The 14,550-nt window shown below is 69.6% G+C and carries 14 protein-coding genes; 7 read left to right on the forward strand and 7 right to left on the reverse strand.

Annotation, left to right across the window (positions count from 1 at the left end):
• The first annotated feature begins 13 nt into the window (after nucleotides 1-13).
• Nucleotides 14-616: an aminoacyl-tRNA hydrolase gene (gene pth / locus ABZ906_RS27110; RefSeq protein WP_361386869.1), complete on the forward strand. Its 603-nt coding sequence runs from the start codon at nucleotides 14-16 to the stop codon at nucleotides 614-616.
• Nucleotides 617-696: 80 nt separating this feature from the next.
• Nucleotides 697-1,158 carry a hypothetical protein gene (locus tag ABZ906_RS27115; RefSeq protein WP_361195282.1) on the forward strand — a complete coding sequence of 154 codons (462 nt, stop codon included), beginning with the start codon at nucleotides 697-699 and terminating at the stop codon, nucleotides 1,156-1,158.
• Between the two features lie 180 nt (nucleotides 1,159-1,338).
• Here the strand turns inward: ABZ906_RS27115 and ppc are convergent, their stop codons facing one another.
• Nucleotides 1,339-4,071, reverse strand: a complete 2,733-nt coding sequence (ppc, locus tag ABZ906_RS27120) for a phosphoenolpyruvate carboxylase (protein WP_361195280.1) — start codon at nucleotides 4,069-4,071, stop codon at nucleotides 1,339-1,341.
• 289 nt (nucleotides 4,072-4,360) lie between these two features.
• Here ppc and ABZ906_RS27125 point away from each other — a divergent pair, with 289 nt between their 5' ends.
• Nucleotides 4,361-5,374, forward strand: a complete 1,014-nt coding sequence (locus ABZ906_RS27125; protein WP_361386872.1) for a fatty acid desaturase — start codon at nucleotides 4,361-4,363, stop codon at nucleotides 5,372-5,374.
• A complete protein-coding gene (locus tag ABZ906_RS27130) occupies nucleotides 5,371-6,060 on the forward strand; it encodes a TetR/AcrR family transcriptional regulator (protein WP_361195276.1) in 690 nt (229 codons plus the stop codon). Before ABZ906_RS27125 ends, ABZ906_RS27130 begins: the two co-directional genes overlap by 4 nt.
• Before the next feature lie 25 nt (nucleotides 6,061-6,085).
• Here the strand turns inward: ABZ906_RS27130 and ABZ906_RS27135 are convergent, their stop codons facing one another.
• The gene (locus ABZ906_RS27135) at nucleotides 6,086-6,454 is read right to left on the reverse strand and encodes a VOC family protein (protein ID WP_361386875.1); all 369 of its coding nucleotides are present in this window, start codon (nucleotides 6,452-6,454) and stop codon (nucleotides 6,086-6,088) included.
• A 3-nt stretch (nucleotides 6,455-6,457) separates the two neighbouring features.
• A complete protein-coding gene (locus ABZ906_RS27140) occupies nucleotides 6,458-7,288 on the reverse strand; it encodes a trans-aconitate 2-methyltransferase (RefSeq protein WP_361386878.1) in 831 nt (276 codons plus the stop codon).
• A 141-nt stretch (nucleotides 7,289-7,429) separates the two neighbouring features.
• Between ABZ906_RS27140 and tamR the strand changes: the two genes are divergently transcribed.
• On the forward strand, nucleotides 7,430-7,927 hold the full coding sequence (gene tamR / locus ABZ906_RS27145) for a MarR family transcriptional regulator TamR (RefSeq protein ID WP_361195271.1): 498 nt from the start codon (nucleotides 7,430-7,432) through the stop codon (nucleotides 7,925-7,927).
• On the opposite strand, the gene ABZ906_RS27150 is transcribed toward tamR, so the two are convergent.
• A complete protein-coding gene (locus tag ABZ906_RS27150) occupies nucleotides 7,886-8,662 on the reverse strand; it encodes a response regulator transcription factor (RefSeq protein WP_160505515.1) in 777 nt (258 codons plus the stop codon). The genes tamR and ABZ906_RS27150 overlap by 42 nt on opposite strands.
• 267 nt (nucleotides 8,663-8,929) lie before the next feature.
• Here ABZ906_RS27150 and ABZ906_RS27155 point away from each other — a divergent pair, with 267 nt between their 5' ends.
• A complete protein-coding gene (locus ABZ906_RS27155; RefSeq protein WP_361386882.1) occupies nucleotides 8,930-9,385 on the forward strand; it encodes a GNAT family N-acetyltransferase in 456 nt (151 codons plus the stop codon).
• Nucleotides 9,386-9,418: 33 nt separating this feature from the next.
• Here the strand turns inward: ABZ906_RS27155 and galK are convergent, their stop codons facing one another.
• From galK to galT, 3 genes are read right to left on the reverse strand one after another with little or no spacing between them, the layout of a single operon-like run.
• A complete protein-coding gene (gene galK / locus ABZ906_RS27160; protein ID WP_361386885.1) occupies nucleotides 9,419-10,579 on the reverse strand; it encodes a galactokinase in 1,161 nt (386 codons plus the stop codon).
• A gap of 23 nt (nucleotides 10,580-10,602) precedes the next feature.
• The gene (galE, locus tag ABZ906_RS27165; protein ID WP_361386888.1) at nucleotides 10,603-11,556 is read right to left on the reverse strand and encodes a UDP-glucose 4-epimerase GalE; all 954 of its coding nucleotides are present in this window, start codon (nucleotides 11,554-11,556) and stop codon (nucleotides 10,603-10,605) included.
• A complete protein-coding gene (gene galT, locus ABZ906_RS27170; protein WP_361386891.1) occupies nucleotides 11,553-12,623 on the reverse strand; it encodes a galactose-1-phosphate uridylyltransferase in 1,071 nt (356 codons plus the stop codon). The genes galE and galT overlap by 4 nt, the downstream gene beginning before the upstream one ends.
• 229 nt (nucleotides 12,624-12,852) lie before the next feature.
• Here galT and ABZ906_RS27175 point away from each other — a divergent pair, with 229 nt between their 5' ends.
• Nucleotides 12,853-14,535 (forward strand): sodium:solute symporter family protein, encoded by a 1,683-nt coding sequence (locus tag ABZ906_RS27175; RefSeq protein WP_361195262.1) that lies wholly within the window; start codon nucleotides 12,853-12,855, stop codon nucleotides 14,533-14,535.
• Nucleotides 14,536-14,550: the final 15 nt, after the last annotated feature.

Consider the following 14,550-nt stretch of genomic DNA (forward strand, 5'->3'; position numbering starts at 1 on the left):
TTATGAAGGAGACATGCAGATGACGACGGATCCCGGCGCGCCCTGGCTGATCGTGGGTCTGGGCAATCCAGGCCCCGGGTACGCCATGAACCGGCACAACGTGGGCTTCATGGTGGCCGATCTCCTCGCGGAGCGGATCGGCGGCTCGTTCAAGCGGAGCGGGCGTGCGCAGGCGCAGGTGCTCGAGGGGCGGATCGGTCCCGCGGGTCCGCTGAGCCGCCGTGTCGTCCTGGCGAAGCCGATGTCGTACATGAATGTGTCGGGCGGTCCGGTGACGGCGCTGCGCGACTTCTACAAGGTGCCGACGGCGAACATCGTCGCCGTCCACGACGAGCTGGACATCGACTACGGCACGCTGCGGCTGAAGCTGGGCGGCGGCGACAACGGCCACAACGGTCTGAAGTCGATGACGAAGGCGATGGGCTCCGACTACCACCGGGTGCGGTTCGGGATCGGGCGTCCGCCGGGCCGTATGCAGGTGGCGGACTTCGTCCTGAAGGATTTCGCTTCAGCGGAGCGCAAGGAGCTGGGTTACTTCGTGGACCGGGCGGCGGATTCCGCGGAGGCGCTGGTGATCGAGGGGTTGGAGCGGGCGCAGAGTTCGTACAACTCGTAATCACGACTTGTAAGAACAACTCGTCAGCACTTGCCCGGGGCTGTTGACTGAGCGCATCCCCATGGCCAAGGATCGCCGCCATGAACGCGCTGCTGCTCCTCCGCCGGACGGCGATGGGCGCGGTCGCGGTGCTGCTGCTCGTCGCCGGCGTCTGGGCGTCCTGGGGCACCGCGCAGCACGTGATGCTCTCCGACGATCGTGAGCGGGGCACGATGCGGGTGACGCGGTGCTCCTCCGACACGTGCGTCGGTTCGTACGTCCCTTCCACCGAGGGTTTCGAGCCGCGCGACCGGGTCGAGATCGACCGCTCGATCGCGGAGGAGAAGGGGATGCGGGTTCCGGTGGCGGTGAAGCCCGGTACGTCCGAGGTGGTCCGCACGGGTGGCCCCGGCTTCCTCCACGCCTGGCTCCCCCTGGGCGGCGCGCTGCTCCTGTCCTCGGTGGTGGTCGCGGGCGGCCTGCGCCTCCCCCGCACGGCCTGGACCCTGGCGCTGTCGGGCGGCGCCCTGCTGACGGCGTCTTTCGTGACCCTGGCGTTCTGACCCGCGGGTCACGTCACCGGCATGGGGCACGCCGTCCTTGCTCCACACACAAGCCCGCCCACCCACCCGAGTGCCTCGTGGGGTAACGGGTGGGTGGGCGGGAAAAATCCGCCGCGCAGCGGCGGCACAGGCCCCCGGTGAAGGCGCCCCGCCAGAGCAAGGCGCCTCCGCCAGTGAAAATCAGCCCGTGTTGCGCAGGCCCGCCGCCACGCCGTTGACGGTGAGGAGCAGGGCGCGGCCCAGCAAGGGGTCCGCTTCCTCGTCCGCCGCCGCCGCGTCCCGCTGGCGCTTCAGGAGCGCGACCTGGAGGTACGAGATCGGGTCCAGGTAGGCGTCACGGATGGCGAAGGTCTGCTGGAGCTCCGGGTTGCTGTCGAGGAGCTCCGTGCCGCCGGTGATCCGCAGGACTTCCTGGACGGTGAGCGCGTGCTCCGCCTCGATCACGTCGAAGACGTGCTTCAGCTCGTCGGGGACGAGCGTGTCCACGTAGTGGCGGGCGATCCGCAGGTCCGTCTTCGCGAGCGTCATCTCGACGTTCGAGAGGAAGTTCCGGAAGAAGTGCCAGTGCTCCTGCATCTCGCCGAGCACGGTGTCCAGACCGGCCTCCCGCAGCGCCTTGAGGCCCGAGCCGACGCCGAACCAGCCCGGCACGATCTGCCGCGACTGCGTCCAGCCGAAGACCCACGGGATGGCGCGCAGTCCGTCGAGCGAGACGCCCGAGCCCGGGCGGCGCGAGGGACGCGAGCCCAGGTGGAGCTCGGCGAGCTGGTCCACCGGCGTCGACGCGAGGAAGTACGAGGGCAGGTCCGGGTCCTCGACGAGCTTGCGGTAGGCGGTGTGGGCCGCGTCGCTCACCACGTCCATGGCGGCGTCCCAGCGGGCGAGGGCCTCGTCGGACTGGCGCGGCGCCGTGTGCAGGGCGGATGCCTGCAGTGTGGCCGCGACGGTCAGTTCCAGGTTCTCGCGGGCCAGGGACGGCACGAGGTACTTGTCGGAGATGACCTCGCCCTGCTCGGTCACCTTGATCTCGCCCTCCAGGGTGCCCCAGGGCTGCGCGAGGATCGCGTCGTGCGAGGGGCCGCCGCCGCGGCCGACGGTGCCGCCGCGGCCGTGGAAGAGCCGCAGCCGTACGCCGTAGCGGTGCGCGACGTCACGCAGCCGCCGCTGGGCGCGGTGGATCTCCCACTGGGAGGTGGTGATGCCGCCGAACTTGGACGAGTCCGAGTAGCCGAGCATGACCTCCTGGACGTCGCCGCGCAGCGCGACGAGGCGGCGGTACGAGGGGTCGGCGAGCATCTCGTCGAGGATGACGTCGGCGGCGCGCAGTTCGTCCGTGGTCTCCAGGAGCGGCACGATGCCGATCTTGGCCCAGCCGGCGTGCAGGTCGATGAGTCCGGCCTCGCGGGCGAGGACGGAGGCCGCGAAGACGTCGTCGGCGCCCTGGCACATCGAGATGATGTACGACTCGATGACCTCGGGTCCGAAGACTTGCAGGGCCTTCTTGATGGTGAGGAAGACCCCGAGGGTCTTCTCGCCGGCGGCGTCGAGGGGGGCCGGGGACGGGCCGAGCGGCCTGCGGGAGCGCAGTTCCTTGGCGAGCAGCTTCTGGCGGTATTCGCGCGGCATGTCCACGTAGCGCCAGGATTCCTCGCCCAGGCGGTCGAAGAGCTGGCCGAGCGCGTGGTGGTGGGCGTCGGCGTGTTCCCGTACGTCCATGGTGGCGAGCTGGAGGCCGAACGCGGCGAGCGTACGGATGGTGCGGTTCATCCGGCCGTCGGCGAACAGGGCGCCCTTGTGCTCGCGCAGCGAGGTCTGGACGAGGGTGAGGTCGTGCAGGAGTTCGCCGGTGCCGAGGTAGTCGCGGCCGTCCTCGTGGGCGGTGCCGCGGGCCAGGCGCTCCTTGGTGTTCTCCAGCTTCTGCCGGATGCAGGTGGCCTTGAGGCGGTAGGGCTCCTCGGAGTTCAGCCGCTTGTAGCGGGGGCTGATCTCGGGCAGCCGCTCCAGGTCGAGCTGGAGGGACGCCTTGAGTTCCTCGGTAGCTCCGGTGTAGCGGATGGAGTTGGAGAGGAAGCCGCGCAGTTCGTCGACGAGGGCGAGGGCGTCGTTGATGCCGTGCTCGTGCTGGAGGATCAGGACGTCCCAGGTGACGGCGGGCGTCACGTTGGGGTTGCCGTCGCGGTCGCCGCCGATCCAGGTGCCGAAGGTGAGGGGGCGGGTGCCTTCCGGCAGCTGGACGCCGACGCGCTCCAGCTCGGCGGTGAGGTCTTCCAGTACGTCCCCGACGGCGCCGGCGTGCAGCTCGTCCAGGTAGTAGATGGCGTTGCGTGCCTCGTCGGCGGGTTCCGGGCGGACGACGCGCAGCTCGTCGGTCTGCCACACCAGGTCGATGCTCTCGGCGAGGCGGGTGTCGTGGCGGCGCCGGTCGGACTCGATGACCGGGGTCTCCAGGAGTTCCGCGATGCGGCGCAGCTTGTTGAGGACGGAGCGGCGGGCGGCCTCGGTGGGGTGCGCGGTGAAGACGGGGCGCACGTTGAGGTGCTCCACGGTCTGGCGCAGGTGCTCGGGGTCGGCGTCCTTGAGCCGGTCGGCGGTGCGGGTCAGGAGCCCGCCCTCGGCGGCGCGCCGGGCGCGCAGCTCGCGTCCGCGGTGGACCTGCTCGGTCACGTTCGCCAGGTGGAAGTACGTGGAGAAGGCGCGGACCAGCTTGGCCGCGGTCTCCAGTTCGGTGCCACCGAGCAGGCGGGCCGCGGCCTCGCCGTCCTCGCGCGTCAGGCGGCGGACCTTCTCGACCAGTTCGAGGAGCTCTGAGCCCTCCTGACGTACGAGGGTCTCGCCCAGCAGATCGCCGAGGCGGCGGATGTCGGCGCGCAGCTCGGTGCTGGCCGTGGTGGTCTGGTCGTCGGCACTGCTCACAGGTGCGGCTCCTTGCAGTGTTGAAGCACGTCAGGTCTGGGAGGGGGTCCCGGGCCGGATATAAATCCGCGTTCCGGGGGAAATAGAGAGCGGACCGCGCTGTCCGACCGTTCCCAAGGATAGGTGTCACATCGCGGCACGGACTCGCAGCCTCTTGCCGCGGGGTTCCGCGCTGCCATACTTACGTCGCCGTAGGTTACGGGACCGTAGATAACGCGGGACCCGTGATCATGTGCCCGCCGCACTCGCGTCGTGACCCTCAACCCTCGACCCCACAGGGGACGTGCCCATGCCGACATCTTCCGATGCGTATTCAGCCACCGATGTGATCGAAGACGCTTCGCGACCGACTACCGACACCGTCTCGTCACCCTCCGGTCAGTCCGCGACGCTGGGGGGTGAGCAGAAACGGTCGCTCGAACAGTTCGCGCTGCTCGCGTTCATCACGGTCCCGTTCGTCGCCCTGGTCGGGGCGGTGCCGCTGGCCTGGGGCTGGGGGGTGAGCTGGCTGGACCTCGGCCTGCTCGTGTTCATGTACTACCTGGGCTGCCACGGCATCACGATCGGTTTCCACCGGTATTTCACGCACGGTTCCTTCAAGGCGAAGCGTCCGCTGCGGATCGCGCTGGCCGTGGCGGGGTCGATGGCGGTGGAGGGGCCCCTGGTGCGCTGGGTGGCGGATCACCGCAAGCACCACAAGTTCTCGGACGCGGAGGGCGACCCGCATTCGCCGTGGCGTTTCGGCGAGACGGTTCCGGCGCTGATGAAGGGCCTGTGGTGGGCGCACATCGGCTGGATGTTCGACGAGGAGCAGACGCCGCAGGAGAAGTACGCGCCGGATCTGATCAAGGACCCGGCGCTCCGTCGGATCTCCCGCCAGTTCCTGTTCTGGACGATCGTTTCGCTGTCGATTCCGCCGCTGGTGGGCGGCCTGGTGACGATGTCGTGGTGGGGCGCTTTCACGGCGTTCTTCTGGGGTTCGCTTGTCCGGGTGGCGCTGCTGCACCACGTCACGTGGTCGATCAACTCGATCTGCCACGCGGTGGGCAAACGTCCCTTCAAGTCGCGTGACCGTTCGGGCAACGTGTGGTGGCTCGCGGTCCTGTCCTGCGGCGAGTCCTGGCACAACCTCCACCACGCCGATCCGACGTCGGCCCGGCATGGTGTGCTGCGGGGCCAGGTCGACTCGTCGGCGCGGATCATCCGCTGGTGCGAGCAGCTGGGGTGGGCGACGGACGTGCGCTGGCCTTCGGAGTCCCGTATCGACTCCCGCCGGAAGCCGAAGACCGTCGGCCCGGCATGATTGACGACGTGGCGACCGACTCCAGTAATCCCAGCCCTTCCAGCAGCAAAGAGAAGCAGCCCCGGCGTGCGCGCCGGACGCGGATGACGGGTGCCGAGCGCCGGGAGCAGTTGCTGGACATCGGCCGCACGCTCTTCGCCGCCAAGGGCTTCGAGGGCACGTCGGTGGAGGAGATCGCGGCGAAGGCCGGTGTCTCCAAGCCCGTCGTGTACGAGCACTTCGGCGGCAAGGAGGGCCTGTACGCGGTGGTGGTGGACCGCGAGATGCGGGCGCTGCTCGACGGTGTGACGGGGGCGCTGACGGCGGGGCATCCGCGTGAGCTCCTCGAACAGGCGGCGTTCGCTCTCCTGGACTACATCGAGACGTATACGGACGGCTTCCGCATCCTGGTGCGCGACTCGCCGGTGGCGCAGTCGACGGGCACCTTCGCCTCGCTGATCTCGGACATCGCGACGCAGGTGGAGGACATCCTGGGCCAGGAGTTCAAGACGCGGGGCTTCGACCAGAAGCTGGCGCCGCTGTACGCGCAGGCGCTGGTCGGCATGGTGGCCCTGACGGGCCAGTGGTGGCTGGATGCCCGCAAGCCGAAGAAGGCGGAGGTGGCGGCGCATCTGGTGAATCTGGCGTGGCACGGCCTGGACGGCCTGGAGCCGAAGCCGCGGCTGATAGGGCACCGCAAGAGTTAGCCCGTGGCGGGGCTACGGGGCGGGGCTAGGGCTGCTCCGGTTCCAGGAATTCCAGGCGGTTGCCCACCGGGTCGTCGGCGTAGAAGCGGCGGTGGCCCGGCAGGGCGTCGTCCCAGGTGACGGGGACGCCCCGGGAGACGAGGCGTTGCGCGTACGCGGAGATGTCCCGTACCCGCAGCCCCGGATGTGCCTTCCGCGCGGGGCGGAAGCCGGCCTCGATGCCCAGGTGCAGCTGGACGCCGCCCGCGAGGAACCAGCAGCCGCCGCGCGCGGCGAGTGCGGGCGGCTTGGGAATCTCCGTCATGTCCAGTACGCCGACGTAGTAGGCCCGTAGCGCCGGTTCGCTGCCGGGTGGCGCGGCGAGCTGTACGTGGTCGATGCCGACGAGTGTCATGCGTCAGCCCGCCCGCCGGGCCACCGCGAAGACCCTGCGGAAGGGGAACACGGTGCCGCCCGCGCCCGCGGGGTACGCCTTGCGCAGCAGCTCCCGGTACTCGCAGAGGAACGCCTCCCGCGCCTCGTCGTCGTCCGCGAGGGCCGTCAGGACCGGCCGCAGGCCCGTGCCCTTGACCCAGTCGAGGACCGGGTCCTTCCCTTCGAGGAGATGCAGGTACGTCGTCTCCCAGGCGTCCACCTCGCACCCCGCCGCGACAAGGCGCTCCAGATAGGCCGCGGGCGAGAGCACCGCGTCGGCGTGCCGCAGCCGCCCGCCGAGCCGGTCCCGCCACCGCTCGGACTCGCTCAGCTCCCGCATCAGGACATGGCTCGGGGCGTCGAAGTTGCCGGGCACCTGGAAGGCGAAGGTCCCGCCGGAGGCCAGCGCCGCCACCCAGGCGGGGAAGGAGTCCGCGTGGCCCGGCACCCACTGGAGCGTCGCGTTGGACAGGATCAGGTCGTACGTGCCCGCGGGCGGTGTCCAGTCCGCCGCGTCCGCCGCGGCGAAGTCCAGGCGGCCGCCGCCGGACGTGGGCCCCGCGAGGCGCGCGGCCTGTTCCAGCATCTGTGCGGAGTTGTCGAAGCCGGTGATGTGCGCGGCGGGCCAGCGCTCGGCCAGGAGCCGGGTGACGTTGCCGGGGCCGCAGCCCAGGTCCGCGATGCGCGGCGGGCGCCCCTTCGCGGCGGGGAGTTCGGGAACGCGGGCCAGGAGGTCGACGAAGGGGCGGGCTCGGTGGCCGGCGTGGCGCAGATACTGGCCGGGGTCCCAGGTGGGAGTGGGGGCAGCGGTCATGGGGAGGGCCCTCCTAGGTTCGGGATGTCGGCGCCGTACGACTTCGTAAGGCTCCGTACGAACGCCGTGCCGTCATACTCAACCCCGAAGTATCTTGACGTCAAGAGACTTCATGTCGACAGACCCCCTACACTGATCGTCATGGAGGACGAGGTCGACCGTCTGGTCGCAGCATGGCGCCGGGAGCGCCCCGACCTCGACGTGGAACCACTCGAGGTGCTCAGCCGTGTCAGCAGGCTCGCGCGGCATCTCGACAGGGCCCGTCGGCTCGCGTTCTCGGAGCACAATCTGGAGCCGTGGGAGTTCGACGTCCTGACGTCGCTGCGGCGCGCGGGCTCGCCGTACCAGCTCTCCCCCGGACAGCTCCTGACCCAGACCCTGGTGACGTCCGGCACGATGACCAACCGCATCGACCGGCTCGCGAAGAAGGGCCTGGTGGAGCGGCTTCCGGACCCCAGTGACCGGCGGGGCGTGCTCGTGCGGCTGACCGGCGAAGGCCGGGACCGCGCCGACCAGGCCCTCGCCGGCCTCCTCAAGCAGGAGCGGGCGATCCTCGCCGAACTCTCGCGCGGGCAGCGCGGTGAACTGGCCGGGCTGCTACGCCAGTTGACCGCCCCGTTCGACAACATCCCCGGCTAGGTCGACCGGGCCGACCCCGGCCCTGCGCGCGAGGGCGACGGCCGCGAGCGTGGAGTGCACGCCCAGCTTCCCCAGCACGTTCTGCATGTGCGTACGCACCGTGTGCGGGGAGAGGAAGAGACGCTCGGCCACGGCCTTCCTGCCCAGGCCCGCCACCATGCAGCGCAGCACCTCGCGCTCGCGCGGGGTCAGGGACTCCACCAGGCGCTCGGATTCCGTGCGGTGCTTGCGGGCGGCGGTGAGCTCGCGCAGGACGCCGGTGAGCAGCGCGGGCGGCAGATGGGTCTCCTCCCGCAGCACGCCCCTTATGACCGTCAGGAGCCGGGAAAGCGAGCAGTCCTTGGCGACCCAGCCCGATGCGCCGGCCTGCAGCGCGAGGGCGGCCCGGCGCGGGTCGTCCTTCTCGGCGAGCACGACCGTACGGACCATGGGCTGGCCCGAACGGACCCCGGCCACCAGGGAGATGCCGTCCACCAGGCCGTCCGCGTTGCCCTCCTGCACGGAGGGCGCGGGCCTGACGCCCTGTACGGCGCTCGCGGACGCGCCCAGGTCGGCGTCGACGAGCAGCACGTCGTATCTGCGCCCCTCGGCTATCGCCCGCTCCAGGCAGCGCAGTGCGGCCGGGCCGCTGCCCGCCGCGGACACGTCGACGTCGGGCTCCGCCGCCAGTGCCGCTGCGAGCGACTCGGCGAAGATGCGATGGTCGTCGACGACCAGGACTCGGATACGAACCACTGAAACCCCCTCCCCCAGGCTCTCCTCGAAGAGCAGGGGATACCCCAACGTCGGAGGACGCGTACGGTACGGGTACGACACCCGGAACGGGGGTCGCCGCAGTCGCACGGCCGCCGCCGAGCTGTGACTGCTACCCCCATCGCCGGGCGTCGTACCCGACTGTCTCGCCCCCTGATCAGTGCCGGCCCCCACCGGCACTGCCACTCAGAGTAGGGCCGCACGGCAGGAGCGGAAGGTAATTTACAGAACTGACTGGCCAGCGCGTTTATGGTGAGCCGTATGTTTCGTATTGAGACAGGAGTAGACAAGGAGCGGTTCGCTCTTCTTCTGGCCGGCCTCCAGGCCTCCAACGACGCTGCCTCACCGGTGATCCGCTCCCTGCGCGGCACCCCCGAATATCGTGAATCACCGCTGGCCGTATGGCTGATGGAGCACACGCAGGGCCTCGTCGGCGGCCTCGCAGGCCACACCTGGGGCCGCTGGCTCCACGTGAACCACCTCTGGGTCAGCGAGGCCCATCAGGGGGCGGGACTGGGCAGACAGCTGCTCGCAGAGGCCGAACGCATCGCCCGGGACGACCGAAACTGTCTCAACTCCCGCGTGGAAACCTGGGACTTCCAGGCCCCCGGCTTCTACCGCGACCAGGGCTACGAGGTGGTTTCGGTCATCCCGGACTACCCCCAGGGCGCCAAGGAGTTCACCCTGACGAAGAAACTGGCCTGAGGTGACAGCCGGTAAGGGCCGGTCGGGGCCGGTTCACGCCAGCCGTCGTGCCCCCGCTGAAGGGACCGCCGGGAACACCCGTGGGGCCGTGTAGCCCGCTGCGGTGAAGGCCTCCAGGATTGACTTTGTCACCGGTTCCGCGTCGACCTCCTCCACGAGGACGATCGCCGAGCCGCCGAAGCCGCCGCCCGTCATCCGGGAGCCGATCGCGCCCGCCGCGTTCGCGGTGGTCACGACCAGGTCCAACTCCTCGCAGGAGATGCGCAGATCGTCCCGCAGCGACGCGTGGCCCTCGGTCAGGACGGGGCCGATCGCGCGGACGTCGCCCGCGTCGAGCAGGCCGATGACCTGCTCGACCCGGTGGTCGTCCGAGACGATGTGACGGACGTAGCGGCCGATCTTCTCGTCGGCGTCCGTCAACTTGGCCAGGGCCGAGGGGAGTTCTGCGTATGCGACGTCCCGCAGATGCGATACGCCGAGGATGCGCGCGCCCTCCTCGCAGCCCGCCCGCCGCTCGGCGTACGCCCCGTCGCCCAGCTCGTGCTTGACGCGGGTGTCGACGACGAGCAGTTGCAGGCCCTGTGCGGCGAGGTCGAAGGGGACCTGCCGGGTCGACAGGTCACGGCAGTCCAGGTGCAGGGCGTGGCCCTCCGTGGCGCACGCGGACGCCATCTGGTCCATCACGCCGCACGGCACGCCGACGAAGGCGTTCTCGGCGCGCTGCGCGAGGACCGCCAACCGGGGTGCGTCGAGCCCGAGTTCGTACAGGTCGTTCAGGGCGAGTGCCGTGACGACCTCCAGGGCGGCCGACGAGGACAGGCCGGCCCCCGTCGGTACGGTCGACGCGAGGTGGATGTCCGCGCCGCCGGAGACGTCGTGGCCCGCGTCCCGCAGCGCCCACACCACGCCCGCCGGGTAGGCGGCCCAGCCGCCCTGCCCGTACTTCGAAAGGGGCGTGAGGTCCTCGACGCGCAGCTCGGCGACCGGAGCGTCGATGTCCGCCGAATGCAGCCGCAGGATGCCGTCGGAGCGGCGTGCCACCGCCGCCACCGCGGTGTGCGGCAGGGCGAGCGGCATCACGAAGCCCTCGTTGAAGTCCGTGTACTCGCCGATGAGGTTGACCCGGCCCGGAGCCGACCACACCCCGTCCGGCTCGTACCCGTACAGCTCAGCGAACTGGCCCGCTACGTCCATCAGTTCTCCCCTTCAACCCCTGCTCAGCGCTGGGCGAACGCCCATGCGTCGGCGACGATGCCCGCGAGGTCCGCGCGGGACGGATTCCAGCCGAGCCGCTCCCGCGCGGTGGCCGCCGACGCGACGAGGACCGCCGGGTCGCCGCCGCGGCGCGGGGCCATGACCTCGGGGATCGGGTGCCCGGTGACCTGGCGGACGGTCTCGATGACCTCGCGCACGGAGAAGCCGTTGCCGTTGCCGAGGTTGCAGATCAGGTGCTCGCCGGAGGTGGCCGCCTCGACGGCGAGGAGGTGCGCCTGCGCGAGGTCCGCGACGTGGATGTAGTCGCGGACGCAGGTGCCGTCCGGGGTCGGGTAGTCGTCGCCGAAGACGCTGATCGCCTCGCGCTTGCCCTGCGCGACCTGGAGGACGAGGGGGATGAGGTGCGACTCGGGGTCGTGCCGCTCGCCGTACTCGCCGTAGGCGCCCGCCACGTTGAAGTAGCGCAGGGACACCGCGCCCAGGCCGTGGGCCGCGGCCTCGCCGGTGATCATGTGGTCGACGGCGAGCTTGGAGGCGCCGTACGGAGAGGTCGGGGCGGTCGGGTCGGTCTCGGTGATGGGGCTGCTGACCGGCTCGCCGTACGTCGCCGCCGTGGAGGAGAAGACGAGCTTGCGCACGCCCGCGTCGCGCATCGCGGCGAGCAGCGCCATCGTGCCGCCGACGTTGTTGTCCCAGTACTTCTCGGGCTTCACGACGGACTCGCCGACCTGCGAGAAGGCGGCGAAGTGCAACACGGCTTCGTAGGAGGAGTCCAGCCACTTGGCGGCATCGCGGATGTCGCCCTCGATGAACGCGGCACCGGCCGGGACGCCCTCGCGGAACCCGGTGGAGAGGTTGTCGAGGACGGTCACCTCGTGCCCGGCCTCGATCAGATGCTGGGCCACCACGCTTCCCACATAGCCCGCCCCGCCGGTGACCAGGTACTTACGGCTCATGAACTCGCTACCTCTCGCAGTCGCTGGGCCGCGGCTTCCGGCGGCACGTCGTTGATGAACACACTCATGCCGGATTCGGAACCCGCGAGGAACTTCAGCTTGCCCGAAGTGCGGCGAATGGTGAAAAGCTCGAGGTGGAGCGCGAAGTCGTCCCGATTGACCCCTTCGTGCTCCTCCAGCGCGCCGAAGGGAGCCTGGTGCCACGCCGCGATGTACGGCGTGAGCGGCTCGCCCTCGGTTCCACCGTTACCGAAGATCCGGTCGAAGCGCCTCAACAGTTCCAGATAGACCTTGGGGAATTCTGTGCGTGCCGCCTCGTCGAGCCCGAGCAGGTCCGCGACGCGGCGCTTGGGGTAGAGGTGGACCTCGTAGGGCCAGTGCGCGGAGTAGGGGACGAAGGCCACCCAGTGCTCGGCCTGCAGGACCACGCGCTCGCCGGCCGACTCGTCGGCCACGACGTCGTCGAAGAGGTTGCGGCCCGTCGACTCCTTGTGCGCGGCGAGCGACCTGAGCATCAGGGACGTACGCGGGGTGACGAAGGGGTAGGCGTAGATCTGGCCGTGCGGGTGGCCCAGGGTCACGCCGATCTCGGCACCGCGGTTCTCGAAGCAGAACACCTGCTCGACGGAGGGAAGGTGCGAGAGCTCCGCGGTCCTGTCCGTCCACGCGTCGAGGACGAGGCGGGCCTGGTCTTCGGTGAGGTCGGCGAAGGACGAGTCGTGGTCGGAGGTGAAGCAGACGACCTCGCACCGTCCGGCGTCCCCGGCCAGCGAGGGGAAGCGGTTCTCGAAGACCACCACGTCGTACGAGGAGTCGGGGATCTCGCTCAGCCGGTCGCCCGCGGAGGGGCACAGGGGGCACTCGTCGGCCGGCGGGTGGTAGGTGCGGCCCTGGCGGTGCGACGCGATGGCCACCGCGTCACCGAGGAGCGGGTCCCTGCGGATCTCCGAGGTGGTGGAGATGGGGTCCAGGGGCCTTCGGTCGACGGCGTCGCGCACGGCGTCGTCGCGCGAGTCGTAGTAGATGAGCTCACGACCGTCTGCGAGACGGGTCGAGGTCTTCTTCACGTCCGGGGCTCCTCACCAACACCCACACCCAACATAACCGAACATAACAAATCACAAGGCAACAGCATCGTCAATGCCGTGCGCGACACGTGTCACGACCCGCGGCATGACACGTACGGGGACCGGCCCGATCACAATCAAACAAAGAACACCAAAAGAAGTCTTCAGTTATTGAAGAGATGAGCGTAGGTTCCGGTCTGATCAGTTCGCGCAACGAAGCGAGTTCCCCATGCAGTCCCCCACACAGACCCTGGCCGAGGGGCTTCGGCTGCCCACCAACGGCCTCGACTACGCGATCCTCGCGATCTACTTCGCCGTCGTCCTGGGCATCGGCTTCGCCGCCCGGCGCTCCGTGAAGACCAGCCTCGACTTCTTCCTCTCGGGCCGTTCACTGCCCGCCTGGGTCACCGGTCTCGCGTTCGTCGCCGCCAACCTCGGCGCCACCGAGATCCTGGGCATGGCCGCGACCGGCGCGCAGTACGGCGTCGCCGTCGTCCACTGGTACTGGATCGGCGCCATCCCCGCGATGGTCTTCCTCGGCCTCGTGATGATGCCGTTCTACTACCGCAGCAAGGTCCGCTCGGTCCCCGAGTACCTGCTCCAGCGCTTCGACAAGTCGGCGCACCTGCTCAGCTCGGCGCTCTTCGCCTTCGCCGCGATCCTCATCGCGGGCGTGAACCTCTACGCCCTGTCGATCGTCGTCGAAGCGCTTCTGGGCTGGCCGCAGTGGGTGGCGATCGTGGTCGCCGGCTTCTTCGTCCTGGCGTACATCACGATCGGCGGGCTCTCCTCGGCGATCTACAACGAGGTCCTCCAGTTCTTCGTGATCCTGGCGGCCCTGATCCCGATCTGCGTCATCGGCCTGAAGAAGGTCGGCGGCTGGGACGGCCTGTCCGGCTCCCTGGAGAAGTCGCACGGCGGTGACTTCATGACCGCCTGGGGCGGCACCGGCATCGGTGACGCCAACCCGCTGGGCGCGAACTGGCTGACGATCATCCTCGGCCTCGGCTTCGTGCTCTCCTTCGGCTACTGGACGACCAACTTCGCCGAGGTGCAGCGCGCCCTGTCCGCGAAGAACCTCTCCGCGGCCCAGCGCACCCCGCTGATCGCCGCCTTCCCGAAGATCTTCATCGTGTTCCTGGTGATGATCCCCGGCCTGGTCGCGGCCGTCCTCGTCCCGAAGATCGGCACGGCGGGCTCGGACCTCACCTACAACGACGCGATCCCGTACCTGATGCAGGAGCTGCTGCCCAACGGCGTGCTCGGCATCGCGGTCACCGGTCTGCTCGCGGCGTTCATGGCGGGCATGGCGGCGAACGTGTCGTCCTTCAACACCGTCTTCACGTACGACATCTGGGCGAAGTACGTGGTCAAGGACCGCGAGGACGGCTACTACCTCAAGTTCGGCCGTCTGATCACCGCGATCGGCGTCCTCGCCTCCATCGGAACGGCCTTCATCGCCTCGTCGTTCTCGAACATCATGGGGTACCTCCAGACGCTGTTCTCCTTCTTCAACGTCCCGATGTTCGTGGTCTTCATCATCGGCATGTTCTGGAAGCGGGCCTCGATGAAGTCCGGCGTGTGGGGCCTGGTCGCGGGCACCGGCGCCGCGATGATCAACTACTTCTACATCTACAAGCAGGGCGTCATCGACATCCCGACCGACCAGGGCGCCAACTTCGTCTCGGCGATCGTCGGCTTCGTCGCCGGTGCCGTGGTGATGGTCGCGGTCACGCTCTTCACCGCGCCCAAGCCGGAGAACGAACTGGCAGGGCTTGTCTACGGAACGGCCTCACCGGGCCTGGAGGAGCCGCCCGCCGAGGGCGACGACGCCTGGTACCGCAAGCCGGCGCTGCTCGGCTGGGGCGCCATCGTGCTCGCCGCGCTCTGCTACGTCCCCTACTCGTTCTAAATCCGATCGGAGGTC

Source organism: Streptomyces sp. NPDC046925 (assembly GCF_040644915.1).
Taxonomy (GTDB): Bacteria; Actinomycetota; Actinomycetes; order Streptomycetales; family Streptomycetaceae; genus Streptomyces.